At 70.1% G+C, this 20,475-nt stretch carries 18 protein-coding genes; 5 read left to right on the top strand and 13 right to left on the bottom strand.

What is annotated here, in order from left to right; translation table 11 throughout:
• Nucleotides 1-27: 27 nt before the first annotated feature.
• The 6 genes from ACIP6N_RS25625 to ACIP6N_RS25600 all read right to left on the bottom strand — a co-directional run bounded on the left by ACIP6N_RS25625 (nt 28) and on the right by ACIP6N_RS25600 (nt 6,840).
• Nucleotides 28-213, bottom strand: a complete 186-nt coding sequence (locus ACIP6N_RS25625) for a hypothetical protein (protein ID WP_401819234.1) — start codon at nt 211-213, stop codon at nt 28-30.
• Nucleotides 214-593: 380 nt separating this feature from the next.
• A complete protein-coding gene (locus tag ACIP6N_RS25620) occupies nt 594-1,475 on the bottom strand; it encodes a hypothetical protein (protein WP_401819231.1) in 882 nt (293 codons plus the stop codon).
• 153 nt (nt 1,476-1,628) lie between these two features.
• Nucleotides 1,629-2,168 carry a GNAT family N-acetyltransferase gene (locus ACIP6N_RS25615; RefSeq protein ID WP_401819230.1) on the bottom strand — a complete coding sequence of 180 codons (540 nt, stop codon included), beginning with the start codon at nt 2,166-2,168 and terminating at the stop codon, nt 1,629-1,631.
• A gap of 825 nt (nt 2,169-2,993) precedes the next feature.
• Complete coding sequence (locus ACIP6N_RS25610) at nt 2,994-4,010, bottom strand: AAA family ATPase (protein WP_401819228.1); 1,017 nt, start codon at nt 4,008-4,010, stop codon at nt 2,994-2,996.
• Entirely contained in the window at nt 4,007-6,091 is a 2,085-nt protein-coding gene (locus ACIP6N_RS25605) for a Mu transposase C-terminal domain-containing protein (RefSeq protein WP_401819226.1), read from the bottom strand. The genes ACIP6N_RS25610 and ACIP6N_RS25605 overlap by 4 nt, the downstream gene beginning before the upstream one ends.
• Complete coding sequence (locus ACIP6N_RS25600; protein WP_401819224.1) at nt 6,079-6,840, bottom strand: TnsA-like heteromeric transposase endonuclease subunit; 762 nt, start codon at nt 6,838-6,840, stop codon at nt 6,079-6,081. The genes ACIP6N_RS25605 and ACIP6N_RS25600 overlap by 13 nt, the downstream gene beginning before the upstream one ends.
• A gap of 197 nt (nt 6,841-7,037) precedes the next feature.
• On the opposite strand from ACIP6N_RS25600, the gene ACIP6N_RS25595 reads away from it, so the two are divergent.
• The 4 genes from ACIP6N_RS25595 to ACIP6N_RS25580 all read left to right on the top strand — a co-directional run bounded on the left by ACIP6N_RS25595 (nt 7,038) and on the right by ACIP6N_RS25580 (nt 11,089).
• Nucleotides 7,038-7,646, top strand: coding sequence for a PadR family transcriptional regulator (locus ACIP6N_RS25595; protein WP_401819222.1), 609 nt, complete (start codon nt 7,038-7,040; stop codon nt 7,644-7,646).
• Nucleotides 7,647-7,979: 333 nt separating this feature from the next.
• On the top strand, nt 7,980-8,489 hold the full coding sequence (locus ACIP6N_RS25590; RefSeq protein ID WP_401819220.1) for a Clp protease N-terminal domain-containing protein: 510 nt from the start codon (nt 7,980-7,982) through the stop codon (nt 8,487-8,489).
• Nucleotides 8,490-8,580: 91 nt separating this feature from the next.
• Complete coding sequence (locus ACIP6N_RS25585) at nt 8,581-9,579, top strand: EamA family transporter (protein ID WP_401819217.1); 999 nt, start codon at nt 8,581-8,583, stop codon at nt 9,577-9,579.
• A gap of 514 nt (nt 9,580-10,093) precedes the next feature.
• A complete protein-coding gene (locus ACIP6N_RS25580) occupies nt 10,094-11,089 on the top strand; it encodes a DMT family transporter (RefSeq protein WP_401819215.1) in 996 nt (331 codons plus the stop codon).
• Here ACIP6N_RS25580 and ACIP6N_RS25575 read toward each other — a convergent pair whose 3' ends face one another.
• Nucleotides 11,090-11,746, bottom strand: a complete 657-nt coding sequence (locus ACIP6N_RS25575) for an FMN-binding negative transcriptional regulator (protein ID WP_401819214.1) — start codon at nt 11,744-11,746, stop codon at nt 11,090-11,092.
• 8 nt (nt 11,747-11,754) lie between these two features.
• Nucleotides 11,755-12,450, bottom strand: a complete 696-nt coding sequence (locus tag ACIP6N_RS25570; protein ID WP_401819212.1) for a pyridoxamine 5'-phosphate oxidase family protein — start codon at nt 12,448-12,450, stop codon at nt 11,755-11,757.
• A 34-nt stretch (nt 12,451-12,484) separates the two neighbouring features.
• On the opposite strand from ACIP6N_RS25570, the gene ACIP6N_RS25565 reads away from it, so the two are divergent.
• Nucleotides 12,485-13,816 (top strand): aminotransferase class I/II-fold pyridoxal phosphate-dependent enzyme, encoded by a 1,332-nt coding sequence (locus tag ACIP6N_RS25565; protein WP_401819210.1) that lies wholly within the window; start codon nt 12,485-12,487, stop codon nt 13,814-13,816.
• A 119-nt stretch (nt 13,817-13,935) separates the two neighbouring features.
• On the opposite strand, the gene ACIP6N_RS25560 is transcribed toward ACIP6N_RS25565, so the two are convergent.
• The 5 genes from ACIP6N_RS25560 to uppS all read right to left on the bottom strand — a co-directional run bounded on the left by ACIP6N_RS25560 (nt 13,936) and on the right by uppS (nt 20,330).
• On the bottom strand, nt 13,936-16,080 hold the full coding sequence (locus tag ACIP6N_RS25560) for a prolyl oligopeptidase family serine peptidase (RefSeq protein WP_401819209.1): 2,145 nt from the start codon (nt 16,078-16,080) through the stop codon (nt 13,936-13,938).
• A 571-nt stretch (nt 16,081-16,651) separates the two neighbouring features.
• Nucleotides 16,652-17,224 carry a YbhB/YbcL family Raf kinase inhibitor-like protein gene (locus tag ACIP6N_RS25555; protein ID WP_401819208.1) on the bottom strand — a complete coding sequence of 191 codons (573 nt, stop codon included), beginning with the start codon at nt 17,222-17,224 and terminating at the stop codon, nt 16,652-16,654.
• Between the two features lie 145 nt (nt 17,225-17,369).
• On the bottom strand, nt 17,370-17,810 hold the full coding sequence (locus ACIP6N_RS25550) for a MarR family winged helix-turn-helix transcriptional regulator (RefSeq protein ID WP_401819207.1): 441 nt from the start codon (nt 17,808-17,810) through the stop codon (nt 17,370-17,372).
• 148 nt (nt 17,811-17,958) lie between these two features.
• The gene (locus ACIP6N_RS25545) at nt 17,959-19,647 is read right to left on the bottom strand and encodes an oxygenase MpaB family protein (RefSeq protein WP_401819205.1); all 1,689 of its coding nucleotides are present in this window, start codon (nt 19,645-19,647) and stop codon (nt 17,959-17,961) included.
• Nucleotides 19,644-20,330 carry a polyprenyl diphosphate synthase gene (gene uppS / locus ACIP6N_RS25540; RefSeq protein WP_401819277.1) on the bottom strand — a complete coding sequence of 229 codons (687 nt, stop codon included), beginning with the start codon at nt 20,328-20,330 and terminating at the stop codon, nt 19,644-19,646. The genes ACIP6N_RS25545 and uppS overlap by 4 nt, the downstream gene beginning before the upstream one ends.
• Nucleotides 20,331-20,475: the final 145 nt, after the last annotated feature.

Genomic DNA, 20,475 nt, shown 5'->3' with positions numbered 1-20,475 from the left:
GAGCGCGGGGGCGAGGCGTTCGGAACGTCAGGTGTTCTCGCCGGCCAAGGTGATCAGTTCATCGATCACCGGCTCCTCGCCACCGTTACCGAGCTGAGCGATGGCCGCGAACGGGGCGATCGCCTGGCTCCAGGCGTGGAGCCGGTCGCCATCGAGCCCGCACGCCGCCGCCACGCGCGCGCAGCGGGTCTCGACGCCCTCCAGTCCGGCCACCCGACCATGCGGCTGTGACTAGGAGCCGGCGATGCGCCCGAGGCTGACGACGGCCGACACCAACTGCGCCCAAACTTCGGTGAGACTGCCCAACCTTCGATGAAACGGGACGGCCACCAGCGGTCATCCTTCCCTGTCACAAACAGGCAGTCAGCCCTGACTGGCACAGAAATCAGTTGATCGCCCTTCGTCGGCAATCGATCAACGTTCACTGGCACAGGTCGGTGAATGACCTGTCTCAATGAAGGTTGATGCGATCTCAGGCAAGCTGCACTGATGGGGTTTCGTCTCAGCGAAGATCGACAACCCACCAGTTCGTCTCAGTGAAGGTTGACCGCTTCGGTGGGCCGCGCCGGATAGACGATCGGTGATCGTTTCGGTTACTGGTGCGTCTTCGGTGTCTCAGGCCAGCCTCGGGACAGGCGGTAGCACTTGCGTGAGCACCATCGTCGGTCCCTGCCGTTCGCGTGGCGTTGAAATGACTTCTGGCATCGTTCGCAGATCAGCGGGTTGAAGAAGGTGACTGGGTCATGGCCGCGGGATGCCCATGTGCGGCATCGGCGACTGCACCAGCGCCGATGGGGATCAGACGGGGATTTCGTCCCTATCGGGGTCCCGCAGAACGCGCATGTCAGTGTGGGCAGGGGAAGTCCGTGCCGCTCGATCATCCAGTCCCAGCGGGAGACCTGACGGCTGCATTTCTCCGAGCAGGTGCGCTCGGAGATCGGAGTGGCCGCTGGCAGGGGGTGCTCGCAGGCGGCGCAGGTTCGGGGCTCGTGATCCTCGGTGGTGCGCTTGTTGCGACGTTGACGTTCTGTGTAGGCCACCCTGCGGCAGATGGAGGAACACAGCCGGTAGCGTTGGCCGAACTGGATCTTCATGGGTTGCTGGCAGATCCGGCAGGGCTCTGTGACCTCGTGTTTGAGGGATGGGCGGCTGCGGCATCGGGCGGAGCAGTAGCGGGGCAGGTTGCCGAACGTGCGGTCGAGCAGGAAGACGGAACCGCACTCCTTGCACTTTGCGGTGTTGAGCGTCTCCCGCAGTTGTCCGGCGTCGCGGCCGGTGACGGCCGCGAGCCGTTCCCAGGACGGGCTGCCGCGATATCCGGGTGGTCCGGCGAGGAAACGTCGCAGGTGGGCGGGTGGGAGGCAGTTGGCTTGGGCGAGGCGGGCGATGAAGGGATAGCAGCCTTCACCAGCGATCGGCCGGATCTGGAATGGGAGCTCGGCGATCGGCTCGCCGTTCGTGCCGGGCTGTGTCATGTGCTCGCTGTCCCCTGCCGATCGGATCTGGACCGGTTGCACCGAAGTTGGATCGGGTGGCGTCAGGGAGCGAGGACTGCCGACGTCGGCGCTATTTCCCCACGCCCATGTCGGCGTAATTCCCCAGGTGCCCGCGTGATGGCGGAGCTTCACTTATCGCGGATGTGGGTCCGTCGCGAGTCGTGCGTGCGTCTCGACGTCGTAGCGGACGCCGTCATAGGCGAGTTTTTGTCGTTGCAGACCTTCGGGTGCGAAGCCGGCGGCGAGGGCGACCCGGCAGGAGGCAGGGTTGTTGGTGCGGTGTCCCAGCTCGAGCCGGAAGAGCCCCAGGTCGGTGAAGCACCAGTGGGCCAGCGCCCGGCAGCCGTGGGTAGCCACGCCCTTGCCGCGGGCGGCGGAAGTGGTCCAGTAGGAGATCCATCCGGTGGCGTGCTCGGGGTTGAGGTTGCCGACAGCGACACCGCCCAATACCACGTTGGTGCTGTCGGCGACGGCGAAGCCGTAGGCCACCTCTTGTCGCCACTGGTTTCGCCGCCGCTGGATCCATTGCTCGGCATCTGCGGCCGTGGTGATGGGCGCGTCGGCTTGCCGTTCCATCACCGGTTCTGCGAACGCCTCCAGCACGACGGGGACATCGGATGACTCCCATGGACGCAACCACAGCCCCGCCAGCAACCACATACGATCACGCATCCGTGGATTGTCCCTGCGGCCAAGGGAGAACGCCACTGCATAGAGGGCCCGCGCCACCGGTCAGTTGTGCTGCTTGTCGTCGGCGGCGGGAGGCCCGTGCCTTGCAGGCCGGTGAGCACGTCAGGCGTATCTGTCGGCTTCCTGGTGCGAGTGGGCCGCCGCATCCGGCACAGGTCTCCGGCTGGCCCGGGTAGGGAGTGTCGGGGGCCGGCGCGGTGGTGTAGCCGTTCCGTTTCCTCCATGCCCAGTCGCTGCAGCGCTCCGAGCACCAGCGTCTGCTGGTGAACTGTCCCATGGCCTTCCCGCATGCTTCGCAAGCCTTGACCGGGAGGGCGCCGATTTCGCGTTGACGCTGCTCGCGGGCCAGTTGGCGACAGGTGCGTGAACAGTAACGGCGGGGTTGTCGCTGTTCGAGGACTTCGACGCTTTGACCGCAGCCTGCGCAGACGACCACGCGATGCGTTTGTGACGTGTCGGTGGGGCGGAGTCGTTGACGATAGCTCTTCGTCCGGCAGGCAGCCGAGCATGTCCGGCGGTCCGAGGCTTTGTTGTCCAGGGGCAGGATGATGCCGCAGCCCCTGCAACGGGAGTGCCCCAGGATGTCGCTGAGTTGGACTGGGTCGCGGCCGGTGATGGCGGCCAGGCGCTCCCATTGGACGTGGCCCCGGTGTTCGGGCGGTTCTCGGAGGATCTTCCGCAGGTAGTGGGTCTTGATGCAGTTGGCTTCAGCGAGACGTTCGACGAACTTGTCGCGGCCCTCGTCGGCAATGGGCCTGATCTGGAAGGGCAGCGGGACGAGTGCGGGGCTGGTCCATGTTCTGCTGGTCAACGGGCGTCCCCCGACGCGGGTATCCGGGTGGATGCGGCGACGTCGAGGGGGATGTTCTCCAGGCCCTTCCTGGTGATCTTCTCGGTGCCGCTGAGGATCGCGTCGATCGCGGCTCCGCGGATCTGGTGCGAGAGCGCGCCAATCATCCCGCCGGTCCGGTCGTGGAGGAACCGGTCGAGCCGGGCGAGCGTTCCCGGCCGGTGACTGCGCAGGAGCAGGGTCTCCTCCAGCGTCTTGACCAGGCCTTTCCATTCGGCGTTGTAGGGGAAGGAGTGAGAGGGGATCAGTGTGAAGCGTCCGGCGATCTGGGCCCCGCGGGTGCCGGTGAGCAGGGTGCTGTGCTCGACGTCGATGCCGGCGTAGACGAATGTGGCCGGGATGCGCTCGGAGAAGTACTTGAGGGTGTCGGCGACTTCGGCGCCGGTGCGGCTGGTGAGCGAGATGTTGTGGATCTCGTCGACCAGGACCAGGCCGGTGCGTCCCTTGGTGCAGACGCCGACGACGGCCTCGATGATGTCGGTGATGTTGAACTGGCGGGTCGTGGGCAGGCCGAGGAAGCGCGCGAATTCAGCCGCGATCATGCGGGGTGTCGCGGCCGGCGGGACGGTGATGTAGAGAACCGGGATGCGGTCGGGTGAATCCGGGTGGCGGGCCTGGTCCTGGAGTTCGTGGGCAAGGCCGAGCTGGGTGATCGCGATGGTCTTTCCCGTGCCCGCGGGCCCGGAGACGATCAGGCCGCGGCGGGCGCTGACGGCGTGCCGGTTCAGCAGGACCAGCCGACGGCCGGTGGTGACGGTGTGGCGGACCGTGGAGGTGGCCACTACCCGCAGGCGGGTGTGGTGGTCCAGTCGGTCCTCGGTGTCGCGGGCGCGGTCGGCCTCGCTCAGCGCCGCGTACGCGTCCTCGGACAGCATGACCGGCAGAGCCGGCGGGTCCTGTGTGAATTCGCGCCAGCCCGGACGGGTACTCAGGTGCCGGTCCGCTCCGGAGGGCAGGAGGTGAGGCGTGGTCACGAACGTCTCCAGGGGTCCTCGCGCGGGTCGAACAGGCCAAGCGGGATCACGTCGGCCATCGTTTCCTCGTCCTGCGCCGCCGGTTCCGGCGCGGGCTTGTTCTGCGTCTCGGGTGGCGGCGGAGCCGCGGCTGCTGCCGGCGTGGCGGCCTTGGTCCGGGCCGCGACACGGCGATCGCCCTTGGCCTGCTTGGCTTTCCTGCCCTTCTTCGCCGTCGGCAGGGCGGGGCCGGCGTGTGCGCGGGTCAGCAGAGCGGCCACGGCCTCGGCGAGTTCTTCCTCGGTGGCTTTGGGCAGCTGGTGGCTGACGTGGTCCCAGGCCAGGTCGCCGAAGGGGACGGGGGCCCGGTTGAGGTATTTCCAGGTCGCCTGGACCCATTCGCCATCGCCTCGGTGGTTGCGTACCCAGACCCGGGAGACGTCGTAGGGGTCGCGGTGGACCTCCCAGAGTCCCCGCTTGGCGGTGACACCTGAATGGTGCCGCCGCATCGGCCCGAGCTCCGGGGCGTCGTAGGTGCGGTTGTTGATCCGGATGCCGTAGGCGTTGACGGCCCGCCAGGCCGCGGGCAGGAGCTCGATGTAGTCCTGGCCGCTCAGGGCGACCGGGACGTAGCCGCAGGACTCGATCAGCGCGGCGTACTTCTGGTTCGGCGTGAACAGACGGCCAGGATGGTCGGGGTCGCGCAGTCCTTCATGGGGGCGGTTCAACCACCTGGCGACAACCCACTCATCGAGCAGTTCCTGCAATTCGGGCAGCGACCACAGGTTCTCCTTCTCCGGGTGCCGGCCGCGGTGGTCGGTGTTGCGGCCTGTGTGACCGGGGAGGAACTGCGCGAACATCGTGGCGACCGAGCCCAGCATCTTCTCGATGTGGCCCTTCTCGAAAGGCGAGCCCTTGTGGGTCGGCTGGAAGTCGATCTCCAGGAACCGGCAGGAGGCCCGGAAGTTGCGTGAGATGAACGCCTTCCCGTGATCGCAGACGATCATTTCCGGGACGATCACCGGCCTGGCGGCCGCGTGCTCAAGGCGCTCGTCCAGGGTCAGCAGCCGCCGGTGCGGCAGAACCGAGCGGGACATCTTCAGCGCGTCCACCCAGCCCGGCCGCATCAGCTCCGGCGTCACGGTCCTGGCCAGCAGCACGCTGGCGTCGACCGACTTCGTCGACGGCCGCAGCACAAGCGCTGTCGGGGTCCGGGTCGCGACGTCGATCATCGCCGTGAGTTCAACCTTGCCGACGACCCCGTTGTCCAGCCGGACCATCACATCGAGCGGGGTGGAGTCGATCTGCATGACCTCGCCCGGAGCACTCACGGTCAGTTCTCCGAACGGGACAGCCGCCGTGTGGGCCTTCGACCGGCGTGTCACGGCCGAGCCCGTCGCGTGGGTGCCCGCCGTCAGTTTCTCCACCAACCGGTAGAGCGTGGCCCTGGACGGCCACGGAGCCGCCTGTCCGTCCTCGGTCTGCTTGAGGATCTCCTTCGTCCTCCAGATCAGGTAGGACGCGGTCCGGGTGGAGGTGTCGACGCCTTCCTTGATGGCCTGGCGCATCGCGTCCACCACCCCGGGATCCACCGTCCCGAACTCCGGCCGCTTGCGGGCCGCGCGGCCATCAGCCAGCCCGGCAACCCCGCCCGTCAGATAGCGGCGACGCAGCCGGGCGACCGTACTGGCCGTCGCCGGGTGCCCGGCCGCCGATAGTTCCGAGGCCTTGGCCTTCTCCCGCGCGGTCAGCGACGTGCCCGGCCCGTACTCCTTGCGCGGCTCCGTGCCGGGTTCCGCGTCCGGCGGCAGTCCGTGCACCACTTCCAGGATGTGGCTCTCCCACCACAGTGCCTGTTTGACCGCTGCCGCCGGGAGCGCCTCCAGGACGGACGAGGCGGGCAGCGGCATCCGCTCCGGGCGGAACAAGACCTCGAAGTCCTCCGCCTCGAACAGCTCGATCAAGGCCACCACCCGGTACGGATCCTTGGAGTCCTCCAGGACCGCGGCCTGGGCGGTCACCTCGAGCACCCCCCGGACCTGCCCGTCGAACCGGACTCTCTCACCGACCACCAGAGTCGCCGGACGTGTCAGCCTGCCCATCGCTGCCGCCCCTTCGCCCAGACCAGGCTCCCGGTCTCCATCAGCCCTCCCGACAGATCCGCCTTCAACGTCCCCGACCACAGCAGGTGGAACAGCACCGGCAGAACCTGGATCCGGTCGCCGACCACCCCGGCGCCCTCCCATAAACCCCTCGGCTCGCTGAACACCTCCAGGAGACGCTCAGCCACAGCCACCGGCCGACCCGAGCGTGCCCGGCGATACCGCGACAGCCACCGGATGTTGGCCATGAGTACCGGATCAGGACGGCCGGCCCACTCGAACTCCCAGCCCACGGCCTCGCAAGCACGCTCGGTCGCCGCGAAGGCCTCCTGCGTCCCCTCGTCCATGTCGTCCTCGGCACGGACATCCACAACCCGGGCCTGCCCCGCAGCCAGCCGGACGAAGTAGTCAGGAGCGTGGCGGCGCTGTCTTGTGCCGTCGTCCCAATGCAGCCAGAAGGGCTGTGACGATATCGCCGTCACCTGCGGATCACGGTCAAGCAGGATCAACCGGTCTCGCTCCAGCCACGACTCATAGCCCACGTGATCCCGCGCGGTCACCGAGTAGTACCAGCCGGCGAAGCCCGGCGTGTCCTTGTCCCAGCGGAACGGCCGGACAGGTTCGACCGCCTCGAAGGAAACCTGCCAACTCGCGCCCAGAGGGAGCCTGCGACGCTCTCCGCCGCTGAGAAAGTCCAGCTCAAACGCTGCTAACGCCTCGTCGCCGTACGCACGCGACAGAGCTTCCACCGCACCCCCAGCCCCGAAGGCCGAGCGGGCGCTCAACCTTCGGTGAGACTAACGGGCATCCGTTCACCTTCACTGAGAATCGCGGAATCTTCGTTGAGACAGGTCAGTGAAAAAGACGCGCGAGGTGTTTGCCAGGCGATCGGTTCCGATATATCGTTGAGGTATCGCGACAGATCAACGATGAGAGGAACGTAATCATGCGACCACATGGACACGAATGTGGACCGGAACACGGCCATGGCCGCCACGGTCACGGCATGGGCGGCTTCGAGGGGCGGCGTGGGGCTTTCGGGCCGTTCGGGCCGCCGTTCGGTGGCGGCCCCTTCGGGGGCGGCGGACGGGGGCGCGGCGGTGGTGGCCGGGGCAGGGCGCGGCGCGGTGACGTGCGCGCCTCGATCCTGGCGCTGCTCAAGGACCGTCCCATGCACGGCTACGAGATGATCCAGGAGATCGGCGAACGCAGCGGCGGCGCCTGGCGCCCCAGCCCGGGGTCCGTCTATCCGACGCTCCAGCTGCTGGAGGACGAGGGTCTGATCACCAGCCAGAGCGAGGGCGGCAAGAAGCTGTTCACGCTCACCGAGGCCGGGCGTACGGAGGCCGATTCGGTCTCCGACGCGCCGTGGGAGGACGCCGGGCGCGGGATCGACTGGGAGACCGTCAATGAGATCCGTCAGGCCGGTTTCGGGCTGATGGAGGCGTTCGGGCAGGTCTGGAAGACCGGTACGCCCGAGCAGCGCCAGAAGGCGCTCGCCGTCACCAACGAAGCGCGCAAGAAGCTGTACCAGATCCTCGCCGACGACGACTGACGCGTGCGGCACGAGCGCTGGTGCGGTCGGTATGCGGAGGAAGGGCCCCGGTTGCGGGGTCCCTCCTTTGTCCCGTCCGGTCGGGTGTGGCCGGTTCCCGTAGCTGCCTGGGACACCCGTGTCGCGCGCCGGGGCTCGCGTGGGCGGGAACCTGACAAGGCGGCGCGACCCTCGGGGGAGATCGGGCGCGATCTCATTCGTAAGGAGGACAACCGGCCGGGCCGAGCACACCTCCGGTGGGACGCGAAGATGCTTCCCGCCGGGGATGTCCCGGTCGCGTGGAAATGATGGGGTGGGAAGGTGCAAAGTCCTCCTCCGCGGTTGCCTCCGGTGTTGTCCGAACAGTCCGCACGAAACCGCTCCGACCTCGACGCCCGGCTCACCGTGGAGCTGGCTTCCGTCGTCTCCGGCGCGCGCAGGCGGGCGCACCGCGACGGAGACGAGCGGATCGACACGGCCCACCTGCTGCACTCGCTGCTGGAATCCGACCCCGAGGTGCGGGCCGTGTTCGACAGTGGCGCCCAGGTTGCCCGGGTGCTCGGCTACCTCGTCCAGCGCAGCATCGGCTACGGGCTGCGCTGGTACGGCACGGTGGAGGAGTCCGGGACCGTGTCGCTGGTGCGGGCGGCGGTGGTGACCGGGTGGTCGCCGGGCGCCGTCGCCGCGATGAAGGGGGCGTTCGATCGTGCCGCGCAACGCGGGCAGGCGCAGGCGGGCGGGCTCGATCTGCTCCTCGTGCTCGCCTCGCAGCGGGGCTGCCGGGCGGTCGAGGTGCTGGAGCGGGCCGGGGTGGACGCGGAGGCGCTGGCCGAGCGGCTGTCCCGTACGTCTTGGCAGGGGTGACGTCCGCGCGTCCGGACATGTGTGACGTCCCGAGCGTCTCGACAGGCGTGACGGGGGTGTAGCTCCTGACGCCTGCTGTCATGATGGCGTCATGTACGCGTCGCAAGGAAAAAGCGCCGGCCTCGGGCTCGCCCTGGCTTCGGCGTTCGCGTTCGGTGGTTCCGGTGTCGCGGCGAAGCCGCTGATCGAGGCGGGGCTCGCTCCCCTTCATGTGGTCTGGCTGCGGGTCGCGGGCGCTGCCCTGGTGATGCTTCCCGTTGCCTGGCGCCACCGCGCCCTGGTGCGCCACAGGCCGGCGCTGCTCGCCGGATTCGGACTGTTCGCGGTGGCGGGCGTCCAGGCCTGCTACTTCGCCGCGATCTCCCGTATCCCGGTCGGGGTCGCGCTGCTCCTCGAATACCTCGGGCCGGCGCTCGTCCTGCTGTGGGTGAGGTTCGTGCAGCGCCGGCCCGTCACCCGGGCCGCGGCGGTCGGCGTCGTCCTGGCGGTCGGCGGACTCGCGTGTGTGGTCGAGGCCTGGGCCGGGCTGAGCTTCGATCCCGTGGGCGTACTGCTCGCCCTCGGCGCCGCCTGCTGCCAGGTCAGTTACTTCGTCCTGTCCGACCACGGCAGTGACGTGCGAGGCGGCCGGAAGGCGCCGGATCCGCTGGGCGTGATCGCGTTCGGACTGCTGGTGGGAGCCGTCGTGCTGACGGTCGTCGCCCGCCCCTGGACCATGGACTTCTCCGTCCTCGGCGGAGACGCCGCTCTCGGCGGATCAGAGGTCGCCGCGTCGCTGCTGCTCAGCTGGGTCGTGCTGATCGCCACGGTGCTCGCCTACACGACGGGGGTGACGGCCGTACGCAGGCTCTCGCCGCAGGTGGCCGGGGTCGTCGCCTGTCTGGAGGCGGTCGTCGCGACCGTGCTGGCCTGGATCCTGCTGGCGGAACACCTCTCCGCGCCGCAGATCCTCGGTGGCGCCCTGGTGCTCGCGGGCGCCCTGATCGCGCAGTCGTCCACGCCCAGGGCGGCCTCGGGCCCGGTGGCGTCCGGCGGCACTGACGCCCTCGCACGGACAAGTCCGTTGTCCGAGGACCGCAGTACGGGCTAGCGTGCGCGTCATGCATTCGACCGTGTTGCCGCCTCCCGCCGCATAGGCCCTGTCCGGCGGATCTTCGTGGGCCCGGAACGCTTGGCACGCCACCTCCCGGCGTTGTCGGAGTCATCCACGTGCGTCCGGGCCATGGACGACGCTGATCCCGCGTCTTGCGATGCACCGCACCAGACGCTCCGGGCCGATCCACGAGGATCCGCCGGGCAGGACCAGGGCGTATCCGCCCGTCTTCTGAGCCCGCGCTGCCTTGTCGCCGCGCCGGGTTGCCTTGTGATGCGGGCGGCCGCGGTGCGTTGCGGGCTTTCGCGTCGCGCGGTGCTGCGTTGCCGCGGCCATGAAGACCGGCAGGACACGCCCCGGCGCGGGCGGCCATCCATGAACGAAAGACGGGGCTCGGGCAGGTGTTCCGAGCGGTTCGTCGCTGCCCGCGTGACGGAGTCAGCGACCATCCCAACCGTTCTTCTCACGGAGTCGTCACGTGTCGAATCCTTCCTCAACTCCCGCTTCTGCCATGCCTGTCCGGCGGAGTCTGCTCTTTCTGGCCATCGCCGGGGCCGCCTGGGGGACGGCGGGCGCCGCGGCGTCACTGGTCTACCGGATCAGCGATCTCGGCCCCTTCGCTCTCTCCTTCTGGCGCTGCGCCGGCGGACTGGTGCTGCTGCTCGGGGCACTCGGACTGCGGTCGCGCGGGCGCCGTGCGCGACCGTCGGTGTCGTCCGCGCCGGTCGAACGGCGGCGCCGCATGCTGCTGCGCGTCCTCGTGACCGGTCTCGGCCTCGCGCTCTTCCAGACGGCGTACTTCGCCGCCGTCGGACTGACCGGCCTCGCCGTTGCCACCGTCGTGACCCTCGGCGCGGGGCCCGTCCTCATCGCGCTCGGCGCGCGGTTCATCCTGGGGGAACGGCTCGGCGGCGGTGGCCTGGCCGCGGTGACCGGCGCTCTCGCCGGGCTCGCCGTACTGGTACTCGGCGGCGACGGCGGCACCGTACGCCCGGCCGGGATCGTCCTCGCGGTGGTGTCGGCGGCCGGGTACGCGGTGATGACCCTGCTCATCCGGTGGCTCGGCCGCACCGGCGGCGGCGCCGACCCGCTGGCCACGACTGCCTGGGCCTTCGGCATCAGCTCGGCCGCGCTGCTGCCGTTCGCCGCCGCCGAGGGGCTGCTGCCGCATTCCGCGGTGGCGGAAGTCGCGTCGCTGCTGCTGTACGTCGCGGCCGTGCCGACCGCGCTCGCCTACGCGCTCTACTTCACGGGCGCCGCGGTGGTCCGCGCCGCGACGGTCTCCGTGATCATGCTGCTCGAACCGGTGAGCGCGGCCGTGATCGCGGTCGGCCTGCTCGGCGAGCGGCTGACCGCCGCGACCGTGACCGGCACGCTCCTGCTGCTGACGGCCGTGCTGGGACTCGCGGTGGCAGAAGCCAGGGCAGCGGCGACCAGGGCAGCCGCGGGCGAGACAGCGGCCGGCGAGACTGCGGAGGCCGGGCGTGGTGCGCCCACGCCTCTCTGATCAGTCCTGCGGGCCGCCGGTGGTTCTGTGGCGCAGATGGTGGGCGTACGCGGCGAGGTCGCGTACGCCCCCGCGCGCGAGCAGACCCGCGGCGGTCCGCTCCTTCACGTCGTCCGGTTTGTGGCTCGCGTACTTGAACTTGGCCCGTACATCGGTCACTTCGAGCCGCAGCCCGCGGATGCCCGCCAGCATCCGGCCGTACGGCGCTTCGCCCACGGCGGCGCGCGCAGAGCCGCCGTCCGGCTGGAAATGACCGATCTGCCGATTCAGCAGCTCGGCCTTCTCCTGCGGATCGTCCACGAGCCGGGCCGTGCAGTGGAGTTGTACGGCAGCGTAGAAGCTGGTGGGAACGCCGTGCTCCGGCGGGGTGTCGTCGGGGGCCTGCCAGGGGCCCGGTACGTAGACGTAGTCGTCCACCACGCTCAGCACCACCCGCGGGTCCGCCTCGACGGCGGGCCACAGAGGGTTGGGCCGGGCTAGGTGGGTGACGACCTCGCCGCGCGGGCCGCGCTCCGGGGCGTACGCGAAGTGCAGCGGCTGGACGCACGGTCCCTCACCGGGAAGGCCGTTGACGGCGAGTTGCCCGAAGTCGTGTTCGGCGAGCCACTGTTGCCAGTGGGCGTCGTCCTGCGGGGCGTCCCAGGGGTGTATCAGCACGGCGGACCTCAGAGGGCGGAGAGGTAGTCGGGCAGGGTGACGGACGGGTCGAGATCATCGGCCGGGATCGGTGTGCCGTAACCGCGTACGAGAGGAACGACCCCGGTCCAGTGGGGCAGGGCGGTGTCCTCCGGCTCGTCGTTGGGACCGCCTGTGCGGACCTTCGCGGACACCTCGTCCAGGTCGAGGCGCAGGACGGCGGTGGCGGCCAGTTCGCGGCTGTTGCCGGGCCGGGAGTCGTGCGAGCGGCCGGGGACGACGTGCTCGACGATCGCGTCCAGCGCGGCGCTCCGCTCCTGCGGGTCCGTGACCTCGTGGGCGACGCCGTGGACCACGACCGAGCGGTAGTTGATCGAGTGGTGGAAGGCGGAGCGTGCCAGTACGAGGCCGTCGACATGGGTGACGGTCAGGCACACGGCGAGGCCGGGGTCCGTCCCTTCGCCGCTCGCGCGGCCCGCCATGCGCAGCGGGCGTGAGCCGGTCGAGCCGTGGACGTACAGCCGCTCGTCCACCCGGCCGTAGAGCGTGGGGAGGACGACGGGCGCGCCGTCGCGGATGAAGCCGAGGTGGCAGACGTACGACTCGTCCAGTATCGCGTGCACCAGCTCGCGGTCGTACGAAGCGCGCTCCTTGGAACGGGTGGGGACGGTGCGCTGGGTCGGCTCGTAGGCGGGCGTGCCCTCTTGCGGTGTGGTCTCCGGCATCGCGTCTCCATTGCCCTAGTGCATAATGGTGTTTGTGCTAGAAGGATATCGGATCGTCGGGCGGCGTGCAGCTGAGATCGCCGCCAGTGTGGAATCGGCCGTGGGCTCCGGTGAGCTGCCCCCGGGTCAGCTGCTGCCCCCCATGCGGCAGTTGGCGACGGACCTCGGAGTCAATCCGAACACCGTCGCGGCCGCGTACCGCATCCTGCGTGACCGGGGAGTGATCGAGACGGCGGGGCGCAGGGGCAGCCGGGTGCTGTCGCGTCCCGCCAGCACGGCGCGCGGGTCCATCCGCGTCGAGGCGCCGCCCGGTGTACGGGACGTGTCGGAGGGCAATCCGGACCCGGAGCTGCTGCCGGATCTGCGCGAAGCCCTGGCGGCGGCCGCGTCCCACCACGCGGAACGGCCCGGCCTGTACGGACAGGCCCCGGTGGACGCGGACTTCGCGCGGCTCGCCCGTGCCGGGCTCGACATGGACGGAGTGCCGGACGGCCCTGTCGCCGTCACCTCCGGATCGCTGGACGCGATCGAACGGGTGCTGGCTGCGCATCTCAGGCCCGGTGACGCGGTCGCGGTCGAAGACCCCGGCTGGGGCAGCCTGCTCGACCTCGTGCCCGCGCTCGGTCTGCGGGCCGTACCGATGGGAGTCGACGATGACGGGCCCCTTCCCGGCGATCTTGAGCGAGCGCTGCGCGCGGGGGTACGCGCGGTCGTTGTCACGGACCGGGCGCAGAATCCGACCGGCGCGGCGGTCGGGGCGCATCGCGCGGAGGAACTGCGCGCCGTGCTCGCCGCCCATCCCGGCGTGCTGCTCATCGAGGACGACCACGGCCACGCGATCGTCGGCATGCACCTGTACCCGCTCGCGGGGGTCACGGACAGCTGGGCGTTCGTACGCTCCACGGCGAAGGCGTACGGTCCTGACCTGCGGCTCGCGGTGCTGACCGGGGACGCGACGACCGTCGACCGGGTGATGGGCCGTCAGCGGCTCGGTCCGGGCTGGGTCAGCCGGCTGCTCCAGCGGACCGCCGCCCATCTGTGGGCCTCGGGCGCGGTGGACGTCCCCGTCGTCGCGCGGGCGTACGGAGAGCGCCGTGACGCACTCGTACAGGCCCTCGCGGCCCGGGGTGTCGAGGCGCACGGCCGCAGCGGCATGAACGTCTGGGTGCCGGTCGCCGACGAGACGGGCGCGGTGGCGCGGCTGCTGCACGCCGGGTGGGCGGTCGCGCCTGGGGCACGCTTCAGGCTGTCGGCGCCTCAGGGCGTACGGGTCACGGTGTCGCCGCTGACGGCCGCCGACATCGGCCCGCTCGCCGACGCGATCGCCTCGGCGGTGGGACCCGCGCCCGCGCGCGCCTACGGCTGACGGCGCCCCCACGGTGTCCGGCTTCGTCCCCGTGCCTTCTGCCAGGTCTGTGTCTTCTGCGGGGTCTGTACGCCACACCCGCGCGGTGTGGCGTACAGACGCCAACTTCGGCGGCTGGTCTACCGTGCCGACCCGACGCCGAGCGATGTCCTGAGGAAGTCCAGTTCCAGCAGGAGCAGATTGTCCGCCACCGGCTCCCGGGCGACGAGATGGCCCGTACCGGCCAGCGGCAGCACTGTGTGCGGCCGTCCCGCGGCGAGCAGCGCAGCCGAGAGGCGCAGGGTGTGGGCAGGGACGACGTTGTCGTCGGCCAGCCCGTGAACGATCATCAGCGGGCGGGTCAGCTTGTGCGCGTGGGTCAGGAGCGAGCTGCGCTCATAGCCGTCCGGCTGGACGTCCGGGTGACCGAGGAAGCGCTCCTCCCAGTACGTGTCGTACAGCCGCCGGTCGGTCGGCGGCGCTCCCGCGACCGCCGCATGGAAGACGTCGGGACGGCGCAGCACGGCGCCCGCGGCCAGGTAACCGCTGAACGACCAGCCCCGGATGCCCACGCGTTCGAGATCCAGGGCGTCGTGGCGCGCGGCGGCCGCGTGCAGCGCGTCGATCTGGTCGTCGAGGACGGGCGTCAGCCGGTCGCCCATGATCGCCCGCTGCCACTTCACCCCGCGGCCGGGTGTGCCGCGTCCGTCCGTGGCCAGCACCGCGAAACCCTGCTCGGCGAACCACTGCGCCACCAGGGGCGGCCAGCCCCAGCCCTTGGTCACGATCTGCATGCCGGGGCCCGCGTACGGGCAGAGCAGGACGGGCAGTTTGCCCGAGCCGGGTTCGTACCAGGACGGCAGGTGCAGCCGGCTGCGCAACTCCCTCTCGCCCAGTGCAAGATGGACCGGCCGGGGGGTGACGAGCGGCGTTTCCGTGAGGACCGTGATCCGGCCGGTCTCTTTCCCGCCGCGCAGCACCGGTATCGACTGGCCGCGCGGTGTCCTGCTGTCGAGGACGAGGGTGTCGCCCCCGACGGCGGCCGTGTGAACGCCGGGTTCATGGGTGAGCCTGACGAAGCCGCTCTCCGGTTCGTACGACCAGACATGGGTCTCCGTGGGGTCCTCGGACGCGGTGAAGAAGACTCGCTCGCCCACCGCGCCGATCACCTCACGGACCTGGAGACCGGCCGGGCTGAGGGTGTTCCCGATCCGGATTCCGCGAGCGTCGCCGTGCGGGCAGGAAACCACGGACACGCCCGACTCCGTGTACAGCGGCGTGCCCGGCGGGAACGCCACCCACGCGGCGTCGTTGTGCCGGGTCAGCGGTTCGCAGCCGCCGTCGCGCGGATCGACGGCGAGGGTCCACACCGTGCGCTGGTCGCGGGTCTGGACGCTGACGACGGGGCCGGTGCGGCCCCATCCGGCGGCGATGACGTACTCGAAGGCGGGGGCATCCCACGCGCCGAGGGGGACGGGCTCCTCGGCGTCCGCCTTCGCGCTCTTGTCGTCCGCCGCCGCCGGGTCCGCCGCCGGGTGCCTGTCGTCCGCCGCGCGCGGCAGCAGGACCGGTGTCTGCCCGCCGTCGAGGGTGACGAGGTGCAGCGACGTCTCCGCGTTGGCGGTGCCCGCCGCCGGATAACGGATCGAGCGCGCAGGACGCGCCGGGTCGGACGGATCGCCGATGTACCAGCGGGACACCATGGAGGTGTCCACACGCGCCACGAGCAGCGCTTCTCCGTCCGGCGACCACCAGTGGCCGCGCGACCTGCCGATGGACTCCGCGGAGACATGGTCGGGGAGGCCGTAGGACACCTCGGGATCCGCCTCCTCCAGCAGCGGGCTGTCGTCCGTCCCGTCGGTCCGTACGACACGCAGCGCGCCGCCGGTGACGTACGCGATCCGCGAACCGTCCGGGGAGGGCCGCGGATCACTCACCGGCCCGGCAGCGGTCAGTCGGCGCGGGGCGCCGCCGTCCGTCCGTACGGTCCACAGCGCGCCGCCCACCGTGTACGCCACCACGCGGACGTCCCGGTCGGTCGCGTACGACGTCACCCCCTCCGGAGCTCCGGGCGATGGTGCCGGATCGGCGAGCATCCGCTCCGCGCCGCTCTCGTACAGCCACAGCAGACCGCGTGGCTCGACGCCGGAGACGGAGCGTACGAACAGGACACGGTCGCCGTCCGGGGAGACGGTGAACTGGCGGGGGACGCCGAGCGAGAAGCGCCGGGTTCTGGCGAACTGACGGGGAAAGGCGTGAGACGGGTCTGTTTCCACGGGCTCCACGGTTTCCGTTTCCGAAATGGGCGCTGCGGCGGGGTGCCGGGCGCGGATGAGTGATCGCGCGGCCCTCCGTCCCCGCGGTGAACCGGCGTCACGCTCTCCGAAGTCACAGCGCCCCGCTGGGTCATGCCCTTGCGCGAAGGCGTGACCTGGCGGGGCGCTTGCGGGGACCGCCGAGGCCGGCGGTCTCGGTACGTACGTCATGAGGATGACTGCGGGGCAGCGCTGACCTGCGGAGGTTCGGCTCGATCGGACACTGCCCATGGAGATGAGGCCCGTTGGATCTTGCAGGTCCGTTTCGCGTAACTGGCCGATTCTCCTCCGGTGCTCGCCGCACACGTTCACACTCCATGGTTTCTCACTGTCAGCGGCCCGTCCCGGAGTCAGGGGCAAGGTGGGCGGCGGTTGCGTGAGATGCGGAGTCATGGGTGGGTCAGGTGGGAGCGCCTGGTCACAGGATCTCACTTGAACGACCTGCTCGTCCTCTGTTCGCCGTAAGCGCCCGGAGCCGGACACGGTTCAAGATCCGTAACGACAGCAGGCGATCAAGGACCCCAGCGGGGTCGGGCTGAGGTCAGCGTTCGTAGATGCCGGTCAGCCGGCCGCGGCCGAGGACCGGTGCGGTGACGGCGGGCAGGAGGGCGCGGGGGCGTGTGCGGTCCACTGGTGGTGTGCCGGCGGCGCTGTCCACGGGGCTTTCGAGGGCGAACAGTTGGAAGACGTACCGGTGTGGCCCGTGGCCTTTGATGGGCGCCGGACCGTGGTAGCCGCGTCCGATGGTGGACCGCAGCACCCGTACACCAGGACCGGGCCGCTTTGCGGACAGCGCGCCGGGTTCCAGCTGTCCGGCTGCCGGGTCGATCAGGGCGAGGCAGTGCACGGCGGGCTTGGCCATGGGGACGTCGATGTCCTCGACGGCCAGGAGGAGTTGTGCGGTGCCGGGCGGGGGCTCGGTCCACGCCAGGTCGGGGGACAGGTCGGCGCCGCCGATGTTCTTCGCGCACTGCTCCAGCGGAAGGGGGCCGTCGTGACTGAAGTTTCGGCTGGTGAGGGTCAGCAGCTCGGGGCCTTGCAGGTTGGGCAGGTTCCACGCCATGTGGGTCTCGCCTGCCTTGCGGTTCTTCAGGAGTCGTCCGAGCAGTGTCATCGTGTTGCCTCGATCATGTCGGTGGTCTCGTCGGCGGTGGCGGTCTCGCAGAGCTTGAGGAAGACGCTTTCGATGCTGTGGCTTCGGAGGCGGGGAAGCATCGACAGCTGCCGCTCACCGGTCGATGGACGGCCCCGTCTCCGCATCAGATGTTCCGGGCCAGTCGCTCCAACAGTGGTGTCATTGAGCTGAGTTGTTCCAGCTCGGTCGGTGTGAACGCGCCGCCGGTCAAGGCCTGGGCGAGCAGTTCGGTCCGCGCGTTGCGCTTGTTCGCCAGCGCCTGTGAGCCGGCTTCGGTCACCGTCAGCACCACGCGCCTGCCGTCATCCGGGTCCGGGTGGCGTTCGACCAGGCCGCGGGCCCGCAGTGCGCTCAGCGTCGCTCCCATCGCCTGCGCGGTGATCTGCACTTCCCGGGCCAGCGCCGAGGAGGTGGCGGGCCCTGAGCGGTCCAGGCACGACAGGGCGGTCCTCTCGGGCATGGTGAGCCCGCCTCCGGTCGGTACTTGGCGCACCCTGCGCACCAGAACGCTGATGCTCGCCATGAGGCCCGCTGCGACAGCGTCGGGATCCGGATGGTCGTCCATATACTAAGGCTAGCTTATCAACCCACCTTATGGTTTTCGGGCGCCGATCCGTCCGGGCGGCGATGTTTCGGGACGGCGATGTTGCAGGACGGTGATGTGCCGGGACGGCGATGCGCCGGGCCCGGACCGGCCCCGGCGCATCGGACGGTCACGCCCCGGCGAGCAGCGGGTCGTACGCGGTCGAGCGGCGGCGGCCCGACATGAAGGAGAGGAAGTCCGTCACGAAGGCGCTGCGGGAGTACCGGGCGTCGGTGCCGGTCACGGTACGCCCGAAGCCGGTGCGGAACAGGGCCCGGTACTCGTCCGCGTCAATGAACTGGTTGCCGTCCGCGTCCGTGGCGTCGAAGAGCACCTCGGCCACCCGGATCAGCGCGGGCCCGGCGAGGGACGGGACGGCGGCGGTGTATTCGTCTTTGCTGACGCGGCCGTCGCCGTCGGTGTCGAGAGCCGCTTGGAGTTCCCGCCACCACTCCGCGTACGCGTTGTAGAGCTTGGTCTCCGCCGGTTCGTCCAGATCAAGGCGGGAGGACAACTCCCGTGCCATGGCAGCGAGATCGGGCCAGTCCAGGTAGCCGTCGCCGGTCTGGTCCAGGACCGCGGTGAAGAACTCGTCGGCGCTCCGCTCCGTTGTACTCGTCCCGGCGGGACTGTGCTGCTCGGGGAAGGGTGTGATCAGCCGGAACAGGGCGCCCGCCTGCTTCATCCGGCCGCGCAGCGCCGTGAGTGCGGCGGCTTGAGGGGTATCGAAGCCGTCGTGAACGGAAGGTTCCGAACGGTCTGGAGACTGGAAGAGCAGGTCGGCGACGCTCTGAGTCCTGAGCCAGTTGTCGGGCAGGAGACGGGCCAGGCCGGCGGTCATGTAGGCGCCCTGCATCAGGGTCTGCGCGCCGGGGATCTCGGGCAGGCCCGCCCGCCGGCGGAAGGGCTCGGGCAGGGATGCCACGGTGATCGTCCCGATGACCGGCCCGGCGAGTGCGCGGCCGGCCGCCCAGACCGTGGGCAGGCCGTCCAGCAGGGGCGGCGCCGGCAGATGGTCGAAGAGCTTGTAGAGGATGATGCGCAGCGCCTCGGTGTTCTCCAGTTCCTCCTCGATCATGCGGTCGAAGTACTGCCAGAACTCATGCACCGTGGGAGGAAGTTGGCCGGACTCATCGCCCAATACCGCGTGGAACGCGAGGAATTCCGCGTACAGACCCTCCATCGTGCCTTGGTCGAGCGGCTGTCCGCTCAGTCGGCACATGGTGACGGTGCTTTCGAACAAGGTCGCGACCACCCAGGCTCGGACCTGGGGGTCCATCGCGTCGTACGGCCGGTTGCGTGCGTCGGCGCCGTTCAGCCGGGTGTGCAGGCGGTTGAGCCGTGCCGCCTCCCGCTGCCGCACGTGGTCGTCGTCGCCGAACATGCGCCGCAGACTCACGAGGGTGTTGTTCAGCCGGCGCCACGGGTGCGCCACGAAGGTGGAGTTGTCGATCAGGGCGGCACCGACCTGCGGATGGGCGGCCTCCAGGACCGTGGCCCTGACCATGGCCAGCGCCCAGCGGGGATCGTTGAAGAACCGGTGGAACTGAGAGTCGCGACCGAACAGGGACTCGGTCGGGTCCTCAGCGGTCCGGTCCTCGGCGGTCGGATCCTCGGCGGTCCGGTCCTCGGCGGTCGGATCCTCGGCGGTCCGGTCCTCGGCCGTCGGCCCTGTCGCACCGTCGCGAGCAGTGCCGGAGAGGTGGTCGGGGCCCGGCGACGGATCGTCGGCACGACGGGGATCGGCGGCCGGGGCGCCGGTGTCACCGGTGGCCGCTGAACTCGCGCTTCCGGGGCGGCTGCCTGCTGTGTCCGTCATGGGTGGGGTTCTCCGATCGTCGGTGCCACGCCGCCGAACCGGCGGTCGCGTTGCTGGTAGGTGTGCAGGCACTCCACGAAGTGCGACGCGCGGAAGTCTGGCCAGAGCACCGGCGGGAAGATCCACTCGGCATAGGCCACCTGCCAGAGCATGAAGTTGGAGATACGCTGCTCGCCGGAGGTCCGGATGACCAGGTCCACGTCGGGCGTGTCCGGAAAGGGCAGATGGGCGGCGAAGTGCTGTTCGTCGACAGCCTCGGCCGGTACCCCGCTGCGGATGAGGGAACGCGCCGCCTCCACGATGTCCCGGCGTCCGCCGTGGTCGAAGGCGACGGTCAGTGTCATTCCCCGGTTCGCGCGGGTCAGCGTCATCAGGTCGGCGAAGTCCCGTGCCAGCGGGGCGGGAATCCGCGGGTCCGCCACTCCGAGGAACCGGCAGCGGATGCCTCGCGCGTGCAGCAGCAGGGCGTGCTTGCGCACGACACGACGCACCAGCCGCATCAGGAAGTCGACCTCGTCGCCCGGGCGTTGCCAGTTCTCGGTGGAGAACGCGTACAGGCTCAGCCAGCCCACCCCGGCCGTCCGCGCCGCCTCGATGACGTCGATCACCGTGGTCTCCGCCGCCCGGTGCCCCGACGTGCGGGGCAAGGACCGGAGCGCCGCCCACCGGCCGTTCCCGTCCATCACGCACGCGACGTGACGCGGCACCTCGCGCCGGTGTCCCCCGGCGCCCGGGGGAGACGTCGGCGAACGGTTCGGCGCCGGAGCGGAAAAGCCGACTGGTTCCACCGTCACGCGCGCTCCCTCGTCTGCCGCCACACCCTCTCCG

It is taken from the genome of Streptomyces sp. NPDC088725 (genome assembly GCF_044751305.1).
Taxonomy (GTDB): domain Bacteria; phylum Actinomycetota; class Actinomycetes; order Streptomycetales; family Streptomycetaceae; genus Streptomyces.
The sequence above is the reverse complement of the archived record's forward strand: the minus strand, read 5'-3'. Positions and strand labels throughout refer to the sequence as shown.

What these genes read in the sequence shown, in the direction of transcription:
- ACIP6N_RS25615 (WP_401819230.1), bottom strand. Translation starts at nt 2,168, where the DNA reads ATGCGTGATCGTATGTGGTTGCTGGCGGGGCTGTGGTTGCGTCCATGG.
- ACIP6N_RS25550 (WP_401819207.1), bottom strand. Translation starts at nt 17,810, where the DNA reads ATGGACGACCATCCGGATCCCGACGCTGTCGCAGCGGGCCTCATGGCG.
- ACIP6N_RS25555 (WP_401819208.1), bottom strand. Translation starts at nt 17,224, where the DNA reads ATGACACTGCTCGGACGACTCCTGAAGAACCGCAAGGCAGGCGAGACC.
- ACIP6N_RS25580 (WP_401819215.1), top strand. Translation starts at nt 10,094, where the DNA reads ATGCCTGTCCGGCGGAGTCTGCTCTTTCTGGCCATCGCCGGGGCCGCC.
- ACIP6N_RS25620 (WP_401819231.1), bottom strand. Translation starts at nt 1,475, where the DNA reads ATGACACAGCCCGGCACGAACGGCGAGCCGATCGCCGAGCTCCCATTC.
- ACIP6N_RS25570 (WP_401819212.1), bottom strand. Translation starts at nt 12,450, where the DNA reads ATGCCGGAGACCACACCGCAAGAGGGCACGCCCGCCTACGAGCCGACC.
- ACIP6N_RS25595 (WP_401819222.1), top strand. Translation starts at nt 7,038, where the DNA reads ATGCGACCACATGGACACGAATGTGGACCGGAACACGGCCATGGCCGC.
- uppS (WP_401819277.1), bottom strand. Translation starts at nt 20,330, where the DNA reads ATGGACGGGAACGGCCGGTGGGCGGCGCTCCGGTCCTTGCCCCGCACG.
- ACIP6N_RS25605 (WP_401819226.1), bottom strand. Translation starts at nt 6,091, where the DNA reads ATGGGCAGGCTGACACGTCCGGCGACTCTGGTGGTCGGTGAGAGAGTC.
- ACIP6N_RS25585 (WP_401819217.1), top strand. Translation starts at nt 8,581, where the DNA reads ATGTACGCGTCGCAAGGAAAAAGCGCCGGCCTCGGGCTCGCCCTGGCT.
- ACIP6N_RS25545 (WP_401819205.1), bottom strand. Translation starts at nt 19,647, where the DNA reads ATGACGGACACAGCAGGCAGCCGCCCCGGAAGCGCGAGTTCAGCGGCC.